Annotated in this window: 10 protein-coding genes and 1 other RNA gene; 3 read left to right on the top strand and 8 right to left on the bottom strand. The window is 61.5% G+C overall.

The annotated features are described in order from the left end of the window. Nucleotides 1-25 precede the first annotated feature (25 nt). From coaD to WDN46_18340, 4 genes are all read right to left on the bottom strand, one after another. A complete protein-coding gene (coaD, locus tag WDN46_18325) occupies nt 26-529 on the bottom strand; it encodes a pantetheine-phosphate adenylyltransferase (protein ID MEJ0095283.1) in 504 nt (167 codons plus the stop codon). Nucleotides 530-661: 132 nt separating this feature from the next. After that, entirely contained in the window at nt 662-1699 is a 1038-nt protein-coding gene (locus WDN46_18330; GenBank protein MEJ0095284.1) for an NAD(P)/FAD-dependent oxidoreductase, read from the bottom strand. A gap of 200 nt (nt 1700-1899) precedes the next feature. Further along, nucleotides 1900-2220: a 2Fe-2S iron-sulfur cluster-binding protein gene (locus WDN46_18335; GenBank protein ID MEJ0095285.1), complete on the bottom strand. Its 321-nt coding sequence runs from the start codon at nt 2218-2220 to the stop codon at nt 1900-1902. 208 nt (nt 2221-2428) lie between these two features. Next, complete coding sequence (locus tag WDN46_18340; GenBank protein ID MEJ0095286.1) at nt 2429-2815, bottom strand: Hpt domain-containing protein; 387 nt, start codon at nt 2813-2815, stop codon at nt 2429-2431. Between the two features lie 357 nt (nt 2816-3172). Between WDN46_18340 and WDN46_18345 the strand changes: the two genes are divergently transcribed. Continuing rightward, nucleotides 3173-9520, top strand: a complete 6348-nt coding sequence (locus tag WDN46_18345; GenBank protein ID MEJ0095287.1) for a hypothetical protein — start codon at nt 3173-3175, stop codon at nt 9518-9520. A 66-nt stretch (nt 9521-9586) separates the two neighbouring features. Here WDN46_18345 and rnpB read toward each other — a convergent pair. Further along, nucleotides 9587-9972, bottom strand: an RNA gene (gene rnpB, locus WDN46_18350) — RNase P RNA component class A. Between the two features lie 236 nt (nt 9973-10208). On the opposite strand from rnpB, the gene WDN46_18355 reads away from it, so the two are divergent. Then, the gene (locus WDN46_18355; GenBank protein MEJ0095288.1) at nt 10209-10535 is read left to right on the top strand and encodes a hypothetical protein; all 327 of its coding nucleotides are present in this window, start codon (nt 10209-10211) and stop codon (nt 10533-10535) included. Next, nucleotides 10532-11281, top strand: a complete 750-nt coding sequence (locus WDN46_18360; protein MEJ0095289.1) for an N-acetylmuramoyl-L-alanine amidase — start codon at nt 10532-10534, stop codon at nt 11279-11281. The genes WDN46_18355 and WDN46_18360 overlap by 4 nt, the downstream gene beginning before the upstream one ends. Nucleotides 11282-11458: 177 nt before the next feature. On the opposite strand, the gene metH is transcribed toward WDN46_18360, so the two are convergent. Genes metH through WDN46_18375 form a run of 3 tightly spaced genes read right to left on the bottom strand, consistent with a single transcriptional unit; the run spans nt 11459 to nt 17135 of the window. Beyond that, nucleotides 11459-15208 carry a methionine synthase gene (metH, locus tag WDN46_18365; GenBank protein ID MEJ0095290.1) on the bottom strand — a complete coding sequence of 1250 codons (3750 nt, stop codon included), beginning with the start codon at nt 15206-15208 and terminating at the stop codon, nt 11459-11461. Beyond that, nucleotides 15205-16128 (bottom strand): methylenetetrahydrofolate reductase [NAD(P)H], encoded by a 924-nt coding sequence (gene metF, locus WDN46_18370; protein MEJ0095291.1) that lies wholly within the window; start codon nt 16126-16128, stop codon nt 15205-15207. The genes metH and metF overlap by 4 nt, the downstream gene beginning before the upstream one ends. Continuing rightward, nucleotides 16125-17135 carry a metalloregulator ArsR/SmtB family transcription factor gene (locus tag WDN46_18375; protein ID MEJ0095292.1) on the bottom strand — a complete coding sequence of 337 codons (1011 nt, stop codon included), beginning with the start codon at nt 17133-17135 and terminating at the stop codon, nt 16125-16127. The genes metF and WDN46_18375 overlap by 4 nt, the downstream gene beginning before the upstream one ends. Nucleotides 17136-17247: the final 112 nt, after the last annotated feature.

Consider the following 17247-nt stretch of genomic DNA (forward strand, 5'->3'; position numbering starts at 1 on the left):
CCTTCCCGAAGGATGAGCGGCAAGCTTATTGAATCGCCTGCCGTTTGAGAGCTAGAGCGTGGATGACCGCGTCCGGCACGAAGCTCGACACGTCGCCGCCCATGCCGGCGATCTGCCGCACCAATGTCGCGGCAATGTGACGTACGGACGGGGAGGCGGCGAAAAACACTGTCTTGATCTCGGGCGCCATGGCTGCATTCATGCTCGCCATTTGCATTTCATAGTCAAAATCAGAGCCGTCGCGGAGGCCGCGCACCATGATTTGCGCGCCGGCTGTGCGCGCCGCCTCGATCGCGAGGCCTGAGAAAACGCGCACCGAGAGTCCGCAGGATCGCGCCGACAGCAAATCATGACAGGACTGCTTGATCAGCGCCGCGCGTTCTTCAAAGCTGAATAACGGCGTCTTGCCAGGGTGCGAGCCAATGCCGACGACAAGCTCGTCGCAGATCCGCGCCGCGCTTTCAATCACGTCGACATGACCATTGGTCAAAGGGTCGAAAGAGCCGGTATAGATCGCGACGCGCGCCATGCCATCTTTCCAGAGCCGCCTGAACCGAAGAACCGCAGAGTTCTCCAATCAGGACTATAGGTGACAGAGATCAGGAAGCGATATTCGGTTCAGTCTTGGCGATAATGCTCACCCGCGTGAACTGCGGAGCGGTCAATTCACGCCGAGTTTCTTTTGTAGATTGGAGGACGACGTCGTGTATTGGAATGTCAGCTTCTTGTCAGGATAGACATAACGATGGATCTTTTGCGCCGCCAGCGCGCCCTCATGGAAACCGCACAGGATAAGCTTCAGCTTGCCCGGATAATGGTTGATGTCGCCGATCGCGAAAATGCCCGGGACGTTGGTCTCGAAACGCTCGGTGTCGACTGGAATCAGGTTTTCATTGAGATTAAGGCCCCACTGCGCGATCGGCCCGAGCTTCATCGTAAGTCCGAAGAAAGGAATCAGCCGCTCGCAGGCGATCTCGCGCACGGCTCCATCGCCGCCCTTCAAAGACAGAGAGGAAAGTTCGCCCCTCTCCCCTGCCAAGAAGGAAACTTGGCCAATGTGTAAATCGATCTTCTCTTCGGCGACGAGCTGGCGCATCGCCTTGACTGAATGCGGCGCGGCGCGGAAATCATCGCGGCGGTGAATGAGCGTCAGGCGTTTGGCGATCGGCTGCAAATTGAGCGTCCAGTCGAGCGCGGAATCGCCGCCGCCGACAATCACGACATTCTTGTCGCGGAAGTCTTCCATTTTGCGCACGGCGTAGAACACCGAATTGCCCTCATAGGCTTCAATGCCCTCGATCGGCGGCTTTTTCGGCTGGAACGAGCCGCCGCCCGCCGCGACGATAATCACTTTGCATTCAAAGCTCTGGCCGCTGCCGAAAGCCACCCGGAAGAGGGGGGCCTCCGGCGTGCCCAACACCTCGAGAGCGTCGACCATTTCGCCAAGATGGAAGGTCGGGTGGAATGGCTCAATCTGACGCAACAAATGATCGACGAGCCCCTGCCCGGTCACGATCGGATAGCCGGGAATGTCATAAATCGGCTTCTCGGGGTATAGCTCGCTGCATTGCCCGCCCGCTTTCTGCAAAATGTCGACGAGGTGGCATTTGATGTCGAGCAGTCCAAGTTCGAAGACCGCGAAAAGGCCAGCTGGCCCGGCGCCGACGATGACGACGTCGGTCTTGATGCACTCACTCATACCCTGCTCCGAAGTCATTTCTGGAGCACCGGCGTATTTGTCCGACGACTCCATGTGCTTAACATATAAAGGAATTATTCGTTTTTGTGCCGGTCGACGCCCGCTCTCTAGCCGCCCCCGCGGGACAGGTGAAGCGATTTTCGCCGCGCGTCAATCGCCGTCGCCGCCAAACGCCGGAATTTCCGGCGTCGGAGACGGGCCTAGCCTTGGCGATCCGGCGTCGTGACGATCAGTCCATCAAGCTCCGCCGCGATCTTGATCTGGCAGCATAGACGCGAGTTAGGCTGCACCTTATAGGCGAAATCCAACATGTCTTCTTCTTGATCGCTGGCCTTGCCGGTCAAGCTGACCCACGCCTCATCGACATAGACATGGCAGGTGGCGCAGGCGCAACCGCCGCCGCATTCAGCGGCGATCTCCGGAATTGCGTTGCGAATGGCGGCCTCCATAACGGTCGCGCCGACTTCGCCATCAACTGTCCGGGCTTCGCCCGAAGAGTCTACAAAAGTAATCTTTGGCATGGATCTCGCTTAAACTCTATTATAGAGGGCCGCCGGGGCGAACCCAAATGATTAGCCAACCCGAGATTTGGGGGAGCCAGATGTTTTGGCCTCGAACAAGGCCTTCCAGCTTTGATGACACATGGCCGAAGTTCGGAGATCCTGCAAGTGAGTAAAATTGCGGTAAGGAATGCCCAGCGATTTTGTCGCGTTTTGGCTAGCCTCGGGTTTATTTGCCCAAATATTTTGTGAAAAACAAATCAATCGCGCCCGAAACATCTACAATGGAGGCCGCGAGATCGGCCAAAGCAAGATCCACCGCGTCGTTTGTATCCGCAGCGCCCATTTCGAGATTTTCCGCCGCGGCGGCGACCTGCGCGGCCCCGATCGCCAGCGCCGACCCCTTCAACAAATGCGCAAAACCGGCCGTTTTGGCGGGCGCGAGGTTCCTGGACTTTTGCAATTCCTGCAAAATCTCCTCCGCTTGCGCCCGAAATGCGGCCAAGAGCTCATATTGAAGGTCGGCGTCGCCGAAAGTCTGCCGCGTCAGATATGCGAAATCGAGCGCCAAACCTTGCGCCTCGCCGCGCTGATGAGAACTCTGCGGGCCTGTCACGTCGAATGCGCCTCATTAGGTTCCTCGCGCTGATGCGCGGCCATATGCATCGGACTGGATCTTTGCCCAGTAAAGCATCGCTGGCCAAAGTTAAGATTGCATGGCCGCAAAAAGACCTCCTCCTATCTCGAAACGATTAGGACCGCGCGCCATAATCTGCTCATGCATTCATCTTAAAGTGAGACCGACGTTTAAGATGAAATGGCGTTAACGATGTTTTAAGAAGGCCTTCGCGCTTGGGTTTGAATCCGTCCCCCCAGGTTGTAAAGTAAGAATTGGTTAATAGTTCCGCCTGCGGCTGCGCCGCTGTGTATTCGCGCTGATGCGCGTTCGCGAACGATTATGAAGAGGCACCGGATGGCGAGTTCCCCCAAAAATCAAGATCCCGCAGCCGCGGCGCTCTTGGCCATCGAAGAGGCGTTGAACCTCCGAAACGAAATTGCCGACGCATTCCCCGCTCCTGGCGGCAAAGGCGGCGAAAACGCAAAAGATCAGCCCTCGCCGAAGCGCGAGCCCCGGTTGCCCTCAACCAGCGAAGATCAATTATTCGGTCCGGCGCGGGCGAGCGCCGCCGATGCGCGCGACGCCGAACGCTTCGGCCTGCTGGGGCGCGGGACGCAGCCGGCCAACGACGATCGTCATTCCGCCGGCGAACTCCTGCGAGCCTTCCAAGCTCGCTCCAGCCGCGTCCCGATGATTGTGGCGGCCTTGTGTTCCGGCCTCTGGATAGCCTTCACCGTCGGCTATCTTCTGACCAACCGCGAACAACTATTCAGCGCTCCCGGCTCCGCCCTGCCGGCGGCCGCGCTGTATTTTCTGGCCATCGCCGGCCCGGTCGTTTTCTTCCTTATCACCGCGACGATGGTTCGGCGCGCGCAGGAAATGCGGCTCACCGCCCGCTCCATGTCCGAAGTCGCCATCCGCCTCGCCGAGCCCGAGACCATCGCCACCGAGCAGATGGTGACGCTGTCCCAGGCCATTCGACGCGAAGTCGCCTCAATGGGCGATGGCATCGAGCGGGCGCTGGCGCGCGCCGGCGAGCTCGAGACGCTGGTCCGATCCGAAGTCTCAAATTTAGAGCGGTCTTATTCGGATAACGAGCGCCGCGTACGCTCACTGATCGATGAATTGGCCTCGGAGCGCGAATCCATTCTGACCAACGCCGATCGCGTGCGCGGGGCCATCTCGCTCGCTCACGACAGCGTTGCTCGCGATCTCGAAACTGCATCGTCCCGGTTCGCCGAAAATGTCGGCGAAGCCGCCGGACGCGTCACAGCTTCGCTCAACGCCAAGGGCGAGGAAATCAAATCCGCCTTGAACATCGGCCGCGACGATATCGTCGGTCAACTGTCCAGTCACGGAAGCGAACTTCTTGGCCGGCTCACCCAAACGGGACAGGAGGCGACCGCCAACATCACGCAAGCCAGCAACGGCGTTGCGCAAACGCTCGACCTACGTCTCGCCGAAATGGACGAGCGTTTCAAGAACGCGCGTGAGGCTCTCTCCGCCGACATTGGAATGCGCAGCGACGCGCTCGCGCAGCGTCTCGACGCGACCAGCGCTTCGATCGCCGACACGATTTCCACGCGCGGAGAAACGCTCGCGAAGCGCCTCGCGGAGACGGGCGATCGGCTGCATGAGGTCGTCGCGGTTCAAGGCAATGCCTTGCATGATGGTTTGGCCGAAATGAGCGAACGCTTCGGCAATCTGATCGAGGACCGCACCAACGCGGCGCGCGGCGTCCTAGACGATTCGAGCAAGACGATCGTCACGCTCTTCGAAGACGGCCATGCGCGAATCCAATCCCAATTCGAACGCCACGGCGGCGAGTTGCAACAGAGCTTCACCGCGACCGCCGAAGCAACGGCGGCGGCGCTCACCAGTCATACCGAAGCCTTGCACGAGCGGGTGGCCGCAGCGCTCGATGAGACGCTCAAGGCGTTGACGCATCATTCCGACCGTTTGCACGGGCATTTGGATCTAACGGCGCAAGACACCGTCGCCGCCTTCGTCGGACAAACGGAAGCGCTCAACGGGCAGCTCTCTTCCGTCCTCGCCGGGACGCTCGCCGCGCTGAACGATCACTCTTCGCTGATGAGCGAGCGGCTCGAAGCTGCGTCGGAACATGCGGCGGTCGACTTTGCTGGCCGCTCCGAAGCGCTGCACGAGCGCTTGGCTGCGACGATCGAAGAGACGCTTGGCGCTTTGGCGAACCACTCGGAACAGATCAGCGAGCGCCTAGAAACGTCGGCGCAACATTCCGTCTCGGTTCTCGCCGACCACGCCGACGGGCTGCAGTCGCGTCTGACGTCGACGCTGGAAGCCTTGACCAATCATTCTGCACAGATCGGCGAGCGCCTTGAGGCGACGGCGCAGCATTCCGCCGGCGCCTTCGCCACGCAAACCGAGTCGTTGCACGAGCGCCTGAACTCGACGCTCAATGAAACCCTCGGAGCCCTGGCGAGCCATTCGGAAACAATGAGCGAGCGCCTTGAGGCGACTGCACAGCATTCCGTCGACGCCTTTGCCGGCCAGACCGACGCGCTGCATCAACGCCTGAATTCGACCCTCAGCGAAACGCTCGAAGCCTTGACGCGTCATTCCGAGGAGATGAGCGCGCGCCTTGAGGCGACAGCGCGCCTATCGGCGGATTCCCTGACCAGTCCGATCGAAGGGTTGCACGAGCGCTTGACCGCGACCCTCAGCGCCCTGAGCAATCACTCAGAACAGGTCAGCGAGCGCCTTGACGCGACGGCTTATCATTCCGTGGAGGCCTTTACCGGCCAGACGGAAGCGCTGCATCAACTCCTGAACTCGACCCTCAACGAGACGCTCGAAGCCTTGACGCGTCATTCCGAGGAGATGAGCGCGCGCCTTGAGGCGACGTCGCGCCAATCGGCCGATTCCCTCACCACTCCGATCGAGAGCTTGCAGGAGCGCTTGAGCGCGACCCTCGGCGCTCTGCGCGATCACTCCGAACAGGTCAGCGAGCGCCTTGAGGCGACCGCTTATCATTCCGTGGAGGCCTTCACCGGCCAGACGGAAGCGCTGCATCAGCGTCTGAACTCGACCCTCAACGAAACGCTCGAAGCCTTGACGCGTCATTCCGAGGAGATGAGCGCCCGCCTTGAGGCGACAACGCGCCAATCGGCCGATTCCCTCACCGCCCCGATCGAGACCTTGCACGAGCGCCTGACGGCGACTCTGCGCGAGACGCTTGATGCGCTGACCACGCATTCGAACCAGATCAGCGAACGCCTTGAGGCGACTGCCGAACACTCCGTCGGCGCTCTGACGAGCCAGACGGAAGGATTGCATCAGCGTCTGGATGCGACTCTGCGCGAGACGCTCGATGCGCTGACGAGTCATTCCAGCCAGATGAGCGAACGCCTCGAGGCGACCGCCGAGCACTCCGTCGGCGCTCTGACGAGTCAGACGGAGGGGTTGCATCAGCGTCTGGACGCGACCCTGCGCGAGACGCTCGACGCGCTGACGAGTCATTCCAGCCAGATGAGCGAACGGCTCGACGCATCGGTCGGAGAAACGCTCGGCGCCTTGACCAGCCATTCGGAAACAATGAGCGAGCGCATGGAGGCGACCGCCCAGCATTCCGTAGTCGCCCTCGCCGATCATACGGAAACGCTGCAATCCCGCTTGGCGGCCACCCTCGGCGAAACCCTTGGCGTTCTGTCCGGCTACTCCGAGCAGTTGAGCGCGCGCCTCGACTCGACGGCGCGGCAATCTCTTGCCGCCTTCACAGACCATACGGGCGGTCTGCAGGAGCGGCTGACTTTGATGCTGGGCGAGGCTTTCGGCGCATTGTCGAGCCACGCCAATGAGATGAGCGAGCAGCTTGTGACCAGGAGCCATGAGGCGGTGTTGGCTTTCGCTGGCCAGACCGAAGCGTTGCAAGAGAGCTTCGACGCCACGGCGCAACAGGCGGTCGCCGCGATCGGCTACCACGCCAATGACCTCAATGACCGGTTCACGGAAACCGCCAGCGAGGCGATCAACGCGATCGCGACGCATAGCGACCGGATCAATGAAGCGCTCTCCGATCGCCTCTTGATGTTCGAGGAGACTTTTATCGGACAGGGCGGCGCCGTCACGCATAGCATCAGCGACCAGACCGAACGCTTCACCGCGACCCTCGCGGACCGCATCGGCTCGATCGAACATACGCTTACCGTTCACGGCGGCGATCTCAATGAAAAGCTTGCTCTGCGGGCGGAGGAGACCGCGGCGGCTTTGGAGGCGCGGATCGACGCCTTTGAAATGCGCACGGCCGCCAAGTCGCAGGAGATCGGCCAGGCGCTCGACGCGCTCGTCAGCCGCATCGACGAGGGCCTCGACTCGCACGCAACATCGCTCAACGAGACTCTCAGCGCGCGGGCTGGCGACATCGCCAGAGTTTTGAGCGAAGGAGGCCATGACGTCATCCGCGCGCTCGACGAGAAAGCCGCGGAAATTGGCGACATTCTCACGACGCGCTCGACAACGCTCACCGAAACTCTCGCCGGCAAGGCCAGCGAGATCAACGCGGCGCTCGGCGGACAAGCAAGCGCAATCGCAAACACCTTGGACAGCCGCATCACGGAGTTCGAAGACCGCGTCGTTGGCCGTCTCGACGCAGTTTCGGGGGAGCTCGACGCGCGAGGCCGCACCGTCGCCGACAATATCGCGGCTCGGACCAGCGAAATCGATCAGACCCTCGGCCTCCATGCCGGCAATATCAACGCGGCGCTTGATCGCGAGGCGGGCCATCTCGCCGAAATCCTTTCCGGCCGCGCCGCAGACATCAAGGAAATGGTTTCGCAGGCGACGGAGGACCTCGATGCGACCTTGGCAGGACGCGCGGGCCAGATCGGCGATACGCTCGCCGAGCGGGTCAATCAGATCAGCATGACTTTGGCGGGCCGGCTCGGCGAACTGGAAAGCGCGCTCGGCGGTCCCGCACAGGAGCTGCAAATCGCGCTGACGGAACGGGCGAAGGATCTGCGCGAGCTTTTCGATACGCGCGGCCAAAACCTTATCGCAACGCTATCGGCGCGCGGCAACGAGATCGCCGAGGAAATGACCAATGTCGGCGATCTCGTCACGCAAACCATCGAGAATCGCGGGGCGGCGATCACGCAACACCTCGGCGCCAAGCAAAATGAACTCACATCGGCGATCGATCGCTCCTCGGCCCGTCTGCGCTCCTCTGTGGAGGCCGGAGCCGCCGAATCGATAAATGCGCTCGTCGACGCTAACGCCAAATTGGGCGCCGAGATGACCGACGTAATCGCACGTCTCGTCAGCAGCAGCTCATCCTTGCAAGACGCGATCGGCTCCGCCGGCTCGAACCTCGTCGCCGTGGAGCTTGCGTTGAGCGACCGCATGGATGATTTCCGGTCGTTGCTCGGCAATGTCACCGGGGAAGTCGATCGCCTCAATAAAACCGCCGGAGACACCCTTTCCGAAGCCGGCAACCTTGCTGAAACAATAGCCCGTCAAGGCGAAGGCCTTAGCGCTTCGGCTGGCGAGCTGGTCAGATCGCAGAGCGAACTTGACCAAACGCTGGAGGCTCGCCGCGCATCGCTCGAGACGCTGCTGCGCAGCATCAAGGATCGCCGCGACGACTTTGAAAGCGTGATTGGCTCGTTCACCGGCTTGGTCGAGGAAGCGTTCCACAACGCTGAAGGCCGCGCCCGCGATATCGGCTCCTATTTGGCCGAAACCTCGCAATCGGCCAGCGGAACCATTGACCGGCAATTCGCGGACCTGCGCTCCAACATTGGAGAAGAACGCGAACGTACGGCGGCGGCGGTGCGCGCAGCGTGCGAACAGGCCAACGCCGAAATCGACGGCATCTTTGGCCAAACCTCGCAACGCTTCCAATCGGCGGCCTCAGAGCTGCGTCAGATGTCGCGCGAGATTCAGAACGAACTCTCGGCGACGAGGGAGGCGCTGCGCGCGAGCGTCGCTGAATTGCCGCAGGAAACTGCGCAGCAAGCAGCCTCGATGCGCAGAATCGTCGCCGATCAGATCAAGGCGCTCGAGGAATTGAGCGAGATCGTGACCCGCTCCGGCCGCTCGTTTGACGTCTCCGCCCCGCTCGCAACGGCCACAGAACGCGCTGCGCCGCCGGTGCCTGCGCGGCGGCTGGAGCAGCCTCGCTCGGCTGAGCCGGAACGCGCCCCCTTAGGGTCAGCGGCGATCGAACCGCGCCGTCCCCGGCCGCCGACGCCTGCTCCTAGCCGTGCGAGCGCACCGACGACAGAGCGCGGCGGCTGGCTCTCCGATCTTCTCGCCCGCGCTTCGACCGAGGAGCCGGCCCCCGCTCGAGAGCCCGCAAAAGAAATCGAAGCGAAAACGCCGCTGGCGCCCCAGCCGCTTGACGCGATCTCCCTCGACGTCGCCCGGATGATTGATCCAAACGCCGCCGCAGAGGCCTGGGAGCGTTATCGTCGCGGCGAGCCTAACGCCTTCTCGCGGCGGATCTATATCGGCCGCGGCCTGCAGACTTTCGACGAGGTGCGCCGCCGCTATCGGCTCGATCCCGAATTCCACGCGACGATCGACCGCTATGTGCAAGAGTTCGAACGCCTCCTCGCGGAGCTGAACCGCGACAGCCCGGACGATGCGGCGACGCGGACCTATCTCACCTCCGAGACCGGCAAGGTCTATACGATGCTCGCCCACGCCTCGGGTCGGCTGGGATAGAGAAAACAATCGAGGAGCGCGCGATGAAATCGTCGCGCGCTCAAACCACCGCAGCGGTTGATGAAAGTTGCCAGCCGGCCTGTAAGCCGGGTTCTGTATGGCGCGCGGAAAAACCGCGCGCGTGACGGCCATTCCTCTGGGACGGCCGTTGCCGGCCGCCTCGAGCAACCAACCCGGGCGACAATCCAGAGACGGATCTAAGGCTCAAGAACCTTGCGTCGCCCCTATTCGGTCTTGCTCCCGGTGGGGCTTGCCGTGCCGCCCATGTCGCCATGCGCGCGGTGCGCTCTTACCGCACCGTTTCACCCTTGCCTCTTGGCCTAAGCCGCAAGGCGGTTTGTTTTCTGTGGCGCTTTCCCTGGGGTCGCCCCCGCCGGACGTTATCCGGCACCGTGTCTCTGTGGAGCCCGGACTTTCCTCCGCCGTAAGGCGGCGGCCATCCGGCCGGCTGGCCTCCGCGACATAGGCGCGAAGCAGAAGGGCGTCAATCCTCCAAATGATCGAGGCCTTCAGGAAAGCGCCGGCGTCGCGGGGCAAATGCGCCCTGCGGCGATGGCGACTCGCATTTGTGGTGGAAAAGCCGCAGTGAAAGGAAATGCTAACTTAAAAAAACGTTGAGACTTGACCCCACGCGACGGCTAAGGTGTTTGACCCGATGGGGTATGGAGAAGCAATGCTAGGATTAAGCATGAAGAAGATTTTCTCTTTGGCGGCAGTTGTCGGCGCAGGCCTGACGCTTGCGGGATGCGGTTATACGCCTGAAGAGCGCGCTGGAAGCGGCGCTGCTATCGGCGGAGCAACAGGCGCGGCAATCGGCGCGGCCTCGGGCGGCGGCGTCGCCGGCACGCTCGTCGGCGGCGCGCTCGGCGCTGCGACTGGAGCGATCGTCGGCGCTAATACGCGCCCGCCGCCGCCACCCCCGCCGCCAGGCTATTACCCGCCCCCGCCGCGTTGCGCGCAATTCGTCTATGACCCCTATGGCAACCCACATTGCACAGCGTATTACGGCTATTGAAACCTGACACCGCTTTATCCGCGACGGTTCGTCCATCGCCAAACCACGGCGAGCGCAAGGGCGGCCGGGTTCCGAACTCGCTCATCCTTCATTACACAGGCTTGACGAGCGGAGAGGCGGCCGTCCAGCTTCTCTGCGATCCGGTCGCGGAGGTCTCCTCCCATTATCTGGTGCTGGAGGATGGAAGCCTGCTTCAGCTAGTGCCGGAATCGCGGCGCGCATGGCATGCGGGCCGCGGCGTTTGGGCCGGCGAAAGCGACATGAACGACGTCTCGATCGGGATCGAGGTCGCGCATCCCGGCCATAAGGGGGGATCGCCGCCCTACCCGTCGGCGCAGATCGCAACCGTCATCGCCCTATGTCAGGACATTCTTTCGCGACACGCGATCCCGCCGCAACGGGTGCTAGGACATTCGGATATTGCGCCCTACCGCAAGATCGATCCCGGCGAGTTTTTCCCCTGGTCCTATCTCGCCAAGGCTGGCGTTGGCCATTATGTCGCCCCCTGCGCAATAGGAGACAGCCCCCGTCTTGAACAAGGCGCGCAAGGATCTGAGGTTGAGGAACTGCAAGCCGCGCTGATCAGCTATGGCTATGATCTCGACGTCACAGGCCTCTTTGACGCCAAAACCGAAACTATCGTTCGCGCCTTCCAGCGCCATTTCCGCCCGGCTCTCGTCGACGGCGTCGCCGATTTCTCGACGATCACGACATTGCGAAAGCTCATCGCCTCTTCGCCAAAATAAAGCGCCGCCACTATGGCGGCGCGTTGCGGAAGCGTGAGCATTCCGGCTTGAGGCAACACGCTTTCAACCGCCCGTCGCGCCTTGACCCCTCTCAAGCTGCGGCGCCTCCGCAGTTTTGAGAAGGGTTCGGCTCCCAAGCATCGTGGCCAATCCTTGCTTCGCAAAAGGACTCGGCGCCTACTCCGCCGCCGTCGCAGGCGCCTCAATGCTCGCCGGATCGTAGTTCAACACCGGCGCCAGCCAGCGCTCCACTTCTTCAATGTTCATGCCTTTGCGGCGAGCGTAATCCTCGACCTGATCGCGCTCGATCTTCGCCACTCCGAAATAATGCGCATCCGGATGGGCGAAATAGAGACCTGACACCGAGGCGCCGGGCCACATCGCAAAGCTCTCGGTCAATGAGACGCCGATCCGGCGCTCCGCGCCGAGCAGATCGAACAGCGTCGCCTTTTCGGTATGATCGGGCTGCGCCGGATACCCAGGCGCGGGGCGAATGCCGCGATAGGCTTCCTCCAATCTTGCTTCGTCGGTCAGAACCTCATCCGGCGCATAGGCCCAGAATTCGCGCCGGACGCGTTCATGCATCCGCTCGGCCAAAGCCTCCGCAATGCGATCGGCGAGGGCCTTCACCATGATCGAGCCGTAATCATCATTCGCCTTGGCGAAACGATCGGCGATCTTGCCTTCCTGCGCGCCCGAGGTAACCACAAAGGCGCCTATGTAATCGCCCTTGCCGATATCGGCTGGCGCGATGAAATCGGACAGCGCCAGGTTCTGACGCCCATCCCGCCGCAGCAATTGCTGCCGCAAAGTATGGAACGTCGCGAGTCTTTGCGTGCGCGATTCCCCAGTATAGAGCGCGATGTCATCGCCAATGGAGTTGGCTGGCCAAAAGCCGATCACGGCTTTCGGGTCGAACCAATGTTCCTCGACGACGCGTTTCAGCATCGCCTGCGCGTCATCGAAGAGTTGCCGCGCCGCTTCGCCCTGTTTCGGATCATCGAGAATAGCGGGAAAGCGGCCGCGCATTTCCCAGGTCTGGAAAAACGGCGTCCAATCGATATAGGGCACAAGCTCGGCGACGCTATAAGAGCGCAGCACGCGCGTGCCTGTAAAAGTCGGACGCGGCGGCGCGTAATTAGCCCAATCCACCTTGAATGCATTGGCGCGGGCCTTGGCCAAAGGCAGCCGCTGCTTATCGGCCTCCGATCGACGATGCGCCTCCGCTACTTTGTGATATTCGGCGCGCACCGTGTCGACGGTCGCCGCGCGGGAATGCGCGGAGAGCAAGGATTGAACGACGCCGACCGCGCGGCTCGCGTCATTGACATAGACCGCCTGCCCCCGCTTGTAATTGGGGTGAATCTTGACCGCCGTATGAACCCGGCTTGTCGTCGCGCCGCCGATCAGCAGCGGCAGATCGAAGCCTTCGCGCTCCATCTCGGCGGCGACGAAGCACATTTCATCGAGCGAAGGCGTGATGAGCCCGGAGAGCCCGATAGCATCGACTTTTTCCGCGCGGGCGGCGGCTAAAATCTTGGCGGCGGGAACCATGACGCCGAGATCGATAATCTCATAATTATTGCAGGCCAGGACAACGCCGACGATGTTCTTGCCGATATCATGCACATCGCCCTTGACGGTCGCCATCAAGATCTTGCCAGCGGTGGAGCGCTCGCCTCCGCCGTTCTTGCGCTTTTCCTCATCCATGTATGGCATCAGATAGGCGACGGCCTGTTTCATCACGCGCGCCGATTTGACGACTTGCGGCAGAAACATTTTACCAGCGCCAAAAAGATCGCCGACGACATTCATGCCGGCCATCAGCGGGCCTTCGATGACGTCGAGCGGACGCACTGATGCGGCCCGCGCCTCTTCGACATCGCGATCGATATATTCGGTTATGCCGTTGACCAGCGCATGTTCAAGCCGCTTGCCGACCGGCTCCTCGCGCCAGGCGAGATTCTTCTCCGTCTTTTCGACGCCTGCTTGGCCCCTAAAGCCCTCGGCCAGCGCCAGCAAGCGGTCGGTCGCATCCGCACGCCGGTTGAGGATGACGTCCTCGCAGGCCTCGCGCAATTCCGGTTCGATCTCGGCATAGACCGCCAGCTGGCCGGCGTTGACGATGCCCATATCCATGCCGGCGCTGATGGCGTGGTAGAGAAACACCGAATGCATGGCCTCGCGCACCGGCTCATTGCCGCGAAACGAAAAGGACAGATTTGAGACGCCGCCCGAAATATGCACCAGCGGGAAACGTTTGCGGATTTCCCGCGCGGCTTCGATGAAATCGACGCCGTAATTATTGTGCTCCTCGATGCCGGTCGCGATTGCGAAGACATTAGGATCGAAGATGATGTCTTCGGGCGGAAAGCCGATTTCTTCCGTCAGGATTTTATAGGCTCGCGCGCAAATCTCGACCTTGCGCTCCAACGTGTCGGCTTGCCCCTGTTCGTCGAAAGCCATCACGACGACGGCGGCACCATAGGCGCGCACGGTTCGCGCGTCGGCGATGAATTTTTCAACGCCCTCTTTCATCGAAATCGAATTGACAATGCTCTTGCCTTGAACGCACTTCAGGCCAGCTTCGATCACTGAAAACTTCGAGGAGTCGATCATCACCGGCACGCGCGCGATATCCGGCTCAGCGGCGACGAGATTGAGGAACTCAACCATCGCCTTTTCAGAGTCGAGCAGGCCTTCATCCATATTGATGTCGATGACCTGCGCGCCCATCGCGACCTGATCGCGCGCCACATCGAGCGCAGCGGGAAAGTCGCCCTGCTTAATCAGCTTGCGGAACTTGGCGGAGCCTGTGACATTGGTGCGCTCGCCGATATTGACGAAAGGTATGTCCTTGGTGAGCACAAACGGTTCGAGGCCGGACAGCCGCAGCAAGGGCTCGATCTCAGGGATCGCGCGGGGCGCAACGCCCTCCACGCGTTTCGCGATCGCGTGAATATGCGCCGGAGTCGTGCCGCAACATCCGCCGATGACGTTGACGAGACCGGCGTCGGCGAATTCGCCAACGAGATCGGCCATATATTCCGGGCCCTCATCGTAAAGGCCAAATTCATTCGGCAAACCCGCATTGGGATAAGCGCAGACGAGAGTTTGCGCGATGCGCGAAATTTCGGCGAGATGGGCGCGCATCTCTCGCGCGCCAAGCGCGCAATTAAGCCCGATGGTCAAAGGGTCGGCGTGACGTAATGAATGCCAGAAGGCGGTTGGCGTCTGACCCGACAGCGTGCGGCCGGAGAGATCCGTTATCGTGCCTGAGATCATGATTGGCGCAGTGACGCCAAGAGCCTTGAAAGCGTCATTAATGCCAGCGACCGCCGCTTTGGCGTTCAATGTATCGAAAATGGTCTCGATAATGAAAAGATCCACGCCGCCCTCGAGCAGCGCGGTCGCCGCTTCGGCGTAAGAAGCGCGCAGACCATCAAAGCTGACCGCGCGAAAACCCGGATTGTTGACGTCTGGAGAGATCGAAGCGGTGCGGCTCGTCGGCCCCAACGCGCCGGCGACGAAGCGCGCGCGTCCATCTTTTTTCGTGGCGGCCTCGGCGGCCGCGCGGCCAAGACGCGCGCCCTCAAAGTTCAAATCGCGAATGAGAGATTCCATGCCGTAATCGGCTTGCGAAATTCGCGTCGAGTTGAATGTATTCGTCGCGATGATATCCGCGCCAGCCTCAAAATAGGCAAAATGGATAGCCTCGATCGCCTTGGGCTGCGTGAGGTTCAAGAGATCATTATTGCCGCGCAGATCGCTCGGCCAATCCTTGAAGCGCTCGCCGCGAAACTGGGCTTCCGTGAACTTGCGCTCCTGGATCATCGTTCCCATAGCGCCGTCGAGCACCAGAATTCGCTTGGATGCCGCCTCGAGAAACGCCTTCCGAGTCGCATCGCCATTAAAGCTTTGGTTCATTCAGCTGCAACCTTTTGCTCGAGTTTCGGCCGAAGTCCCAAAAGATGGCAAATCGCATAGACGAGATCGGCGCGATTGTTGGTGTAGAAATGAAAATCGCGGACGCCATGATCGACGAGATCGAGCACTTGCTCCGCGGCCACCGTCGCGGCGACGAGGCTGCGAGTCTGCGGGTCATCATCGAGACCCTCAAACCGGTCAGCCAGCCATTGCGGCACGCTGGCCCCGGCTTTTTTGGCGAACCCGGCGGTCTGCTTGAAGTTTTGCATCGGCATGATGCCAGGAACGACAGGAATATTAATGTTCCGCGCCCTTAGTCGGTCGAGATAGCGCAGATAGATCCCATTCTCGAAAAAGAATTGCGTAATCGCCCGGCTCGCGCCCGCATCGACTTTGGCGCGCAGGAAATCGCAATCGGCGTCGAGCGAGAGGCTTTCTGGGTGCCGCTCAGGGTAGGCCGATACCGAGATTTCGAAGTCGGCGACGCGTTTGATGCCGGCGACCAGCGCGGCGGAGTTCTGGTAGCCTTCCGGATGCGGACAGAATGGCGTTCCCATTCCATTCTGAGGATCGCCGCGCAACGCGACAATGTGACGAACGCCCGCGTCCCAATAGCCTTGCACGATCGAATCGATATCCGCCTGCGCCGCGGCAACGCAGGTGAGATGCGCCGCGGGCCTCACTACGCCCTCTTTCGCGAGCCGCGCCACCGTCGAATGGGTGCGCTCCCGCGTTGAGCCGCCGGCGCCATAAGTGACGGAGACGAAACTCGGCCCAAGCGGCGCGAGCCGGTTGATCGAGTCCCAGAGCAACGCTTCCATCGCCACTGTCTTCGGCGGAAAAAACTCGAAAGACACTCTGATGTCGGCGCGCAACGTGCGGCTCGCGCGCGGCAACTCGCAGGCAGGACTGTCGCTCATGCAACTTCTCGCGCAGTTATGGGAAGAGGATCGGCGATGGCGCGGCGATCGCGGCCAAGCCAAAGCGAGACGGTGAGCTTGCCGCCATCTCCGGCCTCGGGCGTCAGATCGCGGGGGATGGAAACCTCGAGCCCGGCGGCGGACATGAAGCCGGCGACTTCCTCGGCTCCGAATCCGAGGCGGCGATGCGCATGAGTCGCGCGGAGATTTTCTTCGTCATGAGGCGCGAAATCGACGATGATGAGGCGTCCGCCCGACCGCAGCGCCCGCGCCGCTTCGCGAATGGCGCGCAAAGGATCGTCGAGATAGTGCAAAACCTGATGCATGATCACGACATCATAGAAATCAGGCTCGACCGGCACGGCGTAAATACCGCCTTGGCGCAATTGCGCATTGCGCAAACCTGCCCTCTCCAATCGGGCGCGGGCGACGCTCAACATTTGCGGCGACTGGTCGACGCCGACAGCCCGCGTCGCGAGTGGGGCCAAAAGCTCAAGCATGCGACCGCCGCCCGTCCCAAGATCGAGCAAGGCGCCCAGCGGACGCGAGCCGACCGCATCGAGAATGGCGGCTTCGACCTGCTCCTCGGGAATATGCATGGCCCGCACTTCGTCCCAATTGGCCGCGTGGGCGGCGAAGTACCGCGCCGCCTGATCTGCGCGCGCTCGCCGCACCTCGTCAAGCCGGGCGCGGTCAGCCAGGAGATGCGGATCGCCCGGCGCCAGCCGCGCAATGACGTCGCGGGCGAAACCTGCGGCCGGTCCGCTTTGGCTCATCAGAAAGAATACCCAGGCGCCTTCGCGATGGCGCTCGACAAGTCCGGCCTCAGCGAGCAGCTTCAAATGGCGCGATACGCGCGGCTGCGATTGACCAAGGATCGTGACCAGTTCCGTGACCGTCAACTCGGCTTCGGCCAAAAGCGCGAGCAAGCGCAAACGCGTGGCTTCGCCGGCGGCCGTCAAGGCGGAGAGAATGGCGTCGAAAGGCGCGTATCCAGATTGAGGCATGAAAGCCTTCCGTATGAGCCTGCATGCCACTATATATGCAGATATATTTATATGTAAAGATTTAAAACGCTGCGGCAAGTTGGAGGTCCACTTTACGCCTTGGTTCGGGGCG

The sequence above is a fragment of the Methylocella sp. genome, assembly GCA_037200525.1.
Taxonomy (GTDB): domain Bacteria; phylum Pseudomonadota; class Alphaproteobacteria; order Rhizobiales; family Beijerinckiaceae; genus Methylocapsa.